Annotated in this window: 3 protein-coding genes; 2 read left to right on the top strand and 1 reads right to left on the bottom strand. The window is 46.2% G+C overall.

The window, feature by feature from the left end; all coding sequences use genetic code 11:
• Positions 1–187: 187 nt before the first annotated feature.
• Entirely contained in the window at positions 188–1531 is a 1344-nt protein-coding gene (mgtE, locus tag LHW48_00315) for a magnesium transporter (protein ID MCB5258905.1), read from the bottom strand.
• Between the two features lie 782 nt (positions 1532–2313).
• Between mgtE and LHW48_00310 the strand changes: the two genes are divergently transcribed.
• Both LHW48_00310 and LHW48_00305 read left to right on the top strand, forming a co-directional pair.
• On the top strand, positions 2314–3864 hold the full coding sequence (locus LHW48_00310; GenBank protein MCB5258904.1) for a hypothetical protein: 1551 nt from the start codon (positions 2314–2316) through the stop codon (positions 3862–3864).
• Positions 3851–4186, top strand: a 336-nt coding sequence (locus tag LHW48_00305; protein MCB5258903.1) for a hypothetical protein, incomplete at its 3' end; no start/stop codon positions are given. The genes LHW48_00310 and LHW48_00305, both read left to right, overlap by 14 nt.

Genomic DNA, 4186 nt, shown 5'->3' with positions numbered 1-4186 from the left:
TTAACACCTCGTTTTGTTATTTGCGTTGTTTGCACTACCACAATAACTTACGAGGTGTTTTTGTCAAGCACTATTTTTACCTAATTTACTGCCACCCAGGAGCTTAGACACCTAGGAAAGATCAGATCTTAAGAGCGGAAATCTGTCAAGCACAAGTCCGGCTTAGCCGGGGGCTATCTCGTGGGGACTAGATATAGATCGTCGTAGCCAGCCAGAAGTAGACCATCAAGGACAGCGCATCCACGATGGTGGTGATGATCGGGGCAGCCATGATGGCGGGATCTATCCTGAGTTTGCGAGCGATGATGGGCAAGGAGCAGCCCACAATCTTTGCTGTGACCACCGTGAAGAGCATCGCCACAGACACGGTGATGCCCAGCATCATATCGCGATTGAAGAGCAGAATTCTGAGGAAATTCACCACCGCAAGGGTGACGCCAACCAAGAGGCTGATGCGAAGTTCTTTGAAAAAGACCTTTGAATAGTCGCTGATATCGATCTCTCCCAGAGCCATGCCGCGGATGATGAGTGTGGCAGATTGTGCTCCCGCGTTGCCGCCTGTGTCCATCAGGATCGGGATGAAGGCAGCCAGGATGACCATCTCAGTCAATGCGGCTTCATAGCCTTGGATGATAAATCCCGTGAAGGTGGCAGAGATCATCAAAAAGAGCAGCCACAAGATTCTCCTGCGTGCCAGATCGATGATTCCTGAATCCAGATATTCGAGATCGCTGTGAGCCAAAGCGCTCATCTTTTCAAAGTCTTCGGTGCTCTCGTCCACGACCACTTCCAGAGCGTCATCAGCCGTGATGATTCCGAGCATCTTGTTCCTCTGATCCACCACCGGGATACTGGAAAAGCCATATTTATGAAAGATTCGCGCCACTTCTTCCTGATCCATCTCGGGCGTCACGGAGAGGACGTTGGGATTTGTCAGATCCCGAAGATGTGTATCAAATCTACTTACGACGATGTCGCGCAAAGAGATCACGCCCTGTAGAGCGCCCTGTTTATCAAGCACATAGATATAGAAAAGGGCTTCTGCTTCCTCTCCATATTGCTGGAGATATTCCAGAGCCTCTTTGACGGTCATTGCTTCTTTGATGGCGACAAATTCGGTCGCCATGATGCCTCCGGCAGTTTCGGGGTCATAGCGCATCAAGGATTTGAGTTTGGAGGCTTCCTCGGGCTCCAAACTTGCGATCAGATCATCTGCATCTTTGGGATCCAAGGTCTCCAAGAGGTCGACCAATTCATCCGATGCCATTTCGCTGATAATTTGTTGCTGCTTTTGCCCTTCGAAGAGGTCAAAGATCTCGTTTTTGTCCTCATCATCAGCTTCTTCAATGATCTCAGCCAAGATGTCGTTGGGCAGCCGAGCTAGGAAAGAGATCTGATCTATATCCGAATCTTCCAGAGCGTCAAGAATATCAGCAGGATGGATAAATTCCAGAGCTTTCTTGAGCTTTTCGGGATCATTCATCTGATCAATGTATTGTAAAAGGTCATTCCCGGTTAGTTTCTCTGACATAATCAGACTCCTCAAACAGATTTGGAAGCAAGCCCCGCTAAGTGTAGACAATGATCCAAACCAAACAATTGATTGCGTATATTTTAGCCTCTATTAAGGCAATGACATCATGCGGTCGAGAAAAAAATCCTGGGCAAATCCGTCAAGGGAAAGAGGATCATGTGCCTACCATCTACATGGTATTAGTCCAATCTCATGAGATAAGATTTCTGACGCAGTATGGTAATGTTAGATTGACAGAAACTCAAGCTTCAGCGAGCCTGACCACAGTGATGTATTAGTTAAGAATCACGAGATAAACCATTTATTCCGGCGGTGCTATGTTCTTTTTTAGATTAAGTTTTAAGGTTTTGAGGCAGATTCCGGATAAGCCTCACTACGTTTGACTTTCCGGAATTACTAAACTGGGGCGACGGGTGGGGATATGGAAAGACTGCCAAACTCTACATTCGATTTGTGCAACGCCCCCTAATTCTTCATCCTCAATTTTCAATTCTCAATTCGATTTGCCGCGAAGTGGCAAATCGCGTAAGTCCTTATTTTCTCACCGCTTGCACGCTCGACCGGTGAGCGACCGGTGAGGGAGGCATGAGGAGCCCATATTTTGCAAGCAGTTATGAGCCTGATAATTGGGGCTGAATACTAGGAGGCGACCCCTAGGATAAGATGATCCTAATAAAGTACTTGACGAGTTTTAGGCTACCAGGTAGTTTGAATTTTTGCGATTTGGTCTTCTGGATCAAATTGTAGTTGTAGAGTCAGACAAGAATCAAGGAGGATTAATGAGTATCACTATTCACCACTTGCACATTGATTTGCGTAAAGTGCAAGAGTTCATTTTTAAGGTTCCCAAACTCAAGTATATGTTGGGGGCTAACTCATGTATTGGAGAGTTGTTTAGCAAGAACTTACCGGAAATGATGCCTCCGTGTGACTCGATATTTCCCCATATCCCTGAGGACAGTCCACTCCAGATCAGGAAACTGCTCGAAAAAAATGTCTTATCCTCTGCCGGTGGCCACTTTGAAGCGGTATTCCAAACACAAGCTGAGCTTGATATATTCGTAGCCAAAGCATGTCATCTCATCAGAGACAAAGCACCCGGGCTAGAGATTACCATGTCCAAAAGAGAATTCAGCCCTGAAGATACCTGGAAGCAGTTTATGGAAGACTGCAAATCCCTGCCCATTGATACCCGTGCAGCATCTCCGATATTCGTAGACGCGCCCTTTTATCAGTTGTGCACAATGGATGGAGAGTCCCTCGGAGTAGGTCGGGAACAGGGAAACGTGGTTGGAGCATCAGCCAAGATGATGTCTCAGCAAGCGGATAGTTTTTATTCACTGAAGACAGAGGATGCCATATCCCGGTTTTATAAGGCTAACGGAATCAATTGCGCACGGTTACCCAAAGAATTGACTGAGTTGGCTAAAAGCGGGAAAAGCAATAAAAGGAACATGCTTGCCTATATCAAGGCAGATGGAAACGGGACCGGGGCCAGGTTCAAAGATCTAAGAGAGAGCATCGATTCAAAGAATGTCTTTGAAGCCTTTATTGAGATCGAGCGATTCTGGCATCAAAACCGTAAGCAAATGAACGATTTGCTATACGGCGCAGTATCTTCATACATTGATGAGAAAGGTAAATATCCGAGCCTGCCTTTCATCTTGCTGATGCTGGGAGGAGATGATTTGTTCTTGATCAGCACCCCGGAGATAGCCCTGGATATAGCCTCGAAACTAGCCTCCGCTGATCGAGGGGGTCTCTCAGTCTCAGTGGGTGTAGCATTCGTAAAGGATTCATATCCAGTGGCTCAGGCCAATGAAATCGCTGAGATGTGTCTGGAATCAGCAAAAGCAGCCGGCTACGCAAAGATGAATAGTTCAAGTATAACTCCCTATGTTGATTGGCACGTTCATTTTGATAGCGTCTATCAGGACCTAAAAGATCTCCGTCTTGCTTCCTATGTACTGAGCTACACAGATGATTATCAAGCCATGACCGAAGTCCTCTCTATGAAGCCCTATACCGGCGCAGAGATCAAAACTTTGCTTTCTTATGTTCTAGATCTGGCAAATGCTCTTGATAGCCCTGACGCCAAGATCGCAAACAATAAGATCAAGACATATCGTTCAGCTCTGAAAAATGGGTATAAAGATGTGGAGTTCCTGAGGGATCTGTTGTTCAAAGATGATGAATTGCTTAAAGCTGTCTTCACCTATGAAAAACCAGAAAATGGCCTTCGTCTGGACTCCTCCCTGGATAAAATCGAAATCATCGATTTCTATAGACTTGGCCTAAAAGACAAGGGGGCAAATCATGAAAATCATTAAGATCACATGCGTTATGGAGATGCTCGAAGATTTTCACCTTGGCACCGGAACTGGTAATATCGGGCTATTCGATGACGCTCAGTACCGAGACCAGGGTATGGTATCCATCCGCGAGAGTTCCCTGAAAGGACTATTGAAAGATTCCTGCCGGCAGATCAACCAGTATCACGCAGACTTTGCTGATGGCAAAGAGGATGAATGTAATAAATGCTATCAGCGCATCTTTGAATCTCACCAAGATCTTCACTCTTTGGACATTCGGATTGAGCCGGCCAGCCCTGAAGAAAAGCGTAGCAATACGGTGATACACTACTTTACTGCG

The organism is Candidatus Cloacimonadota bacterium (assembly GCA_020532355.1).
Lineage (GTDB): Bacteria > Cloacimonadota > Cloacimonadia > Cloacimonadales > Cloacimonadaceae > UBA5456.
This window is presented reverse-complemented; position numbering and strand designations above follow the sequence as displayed.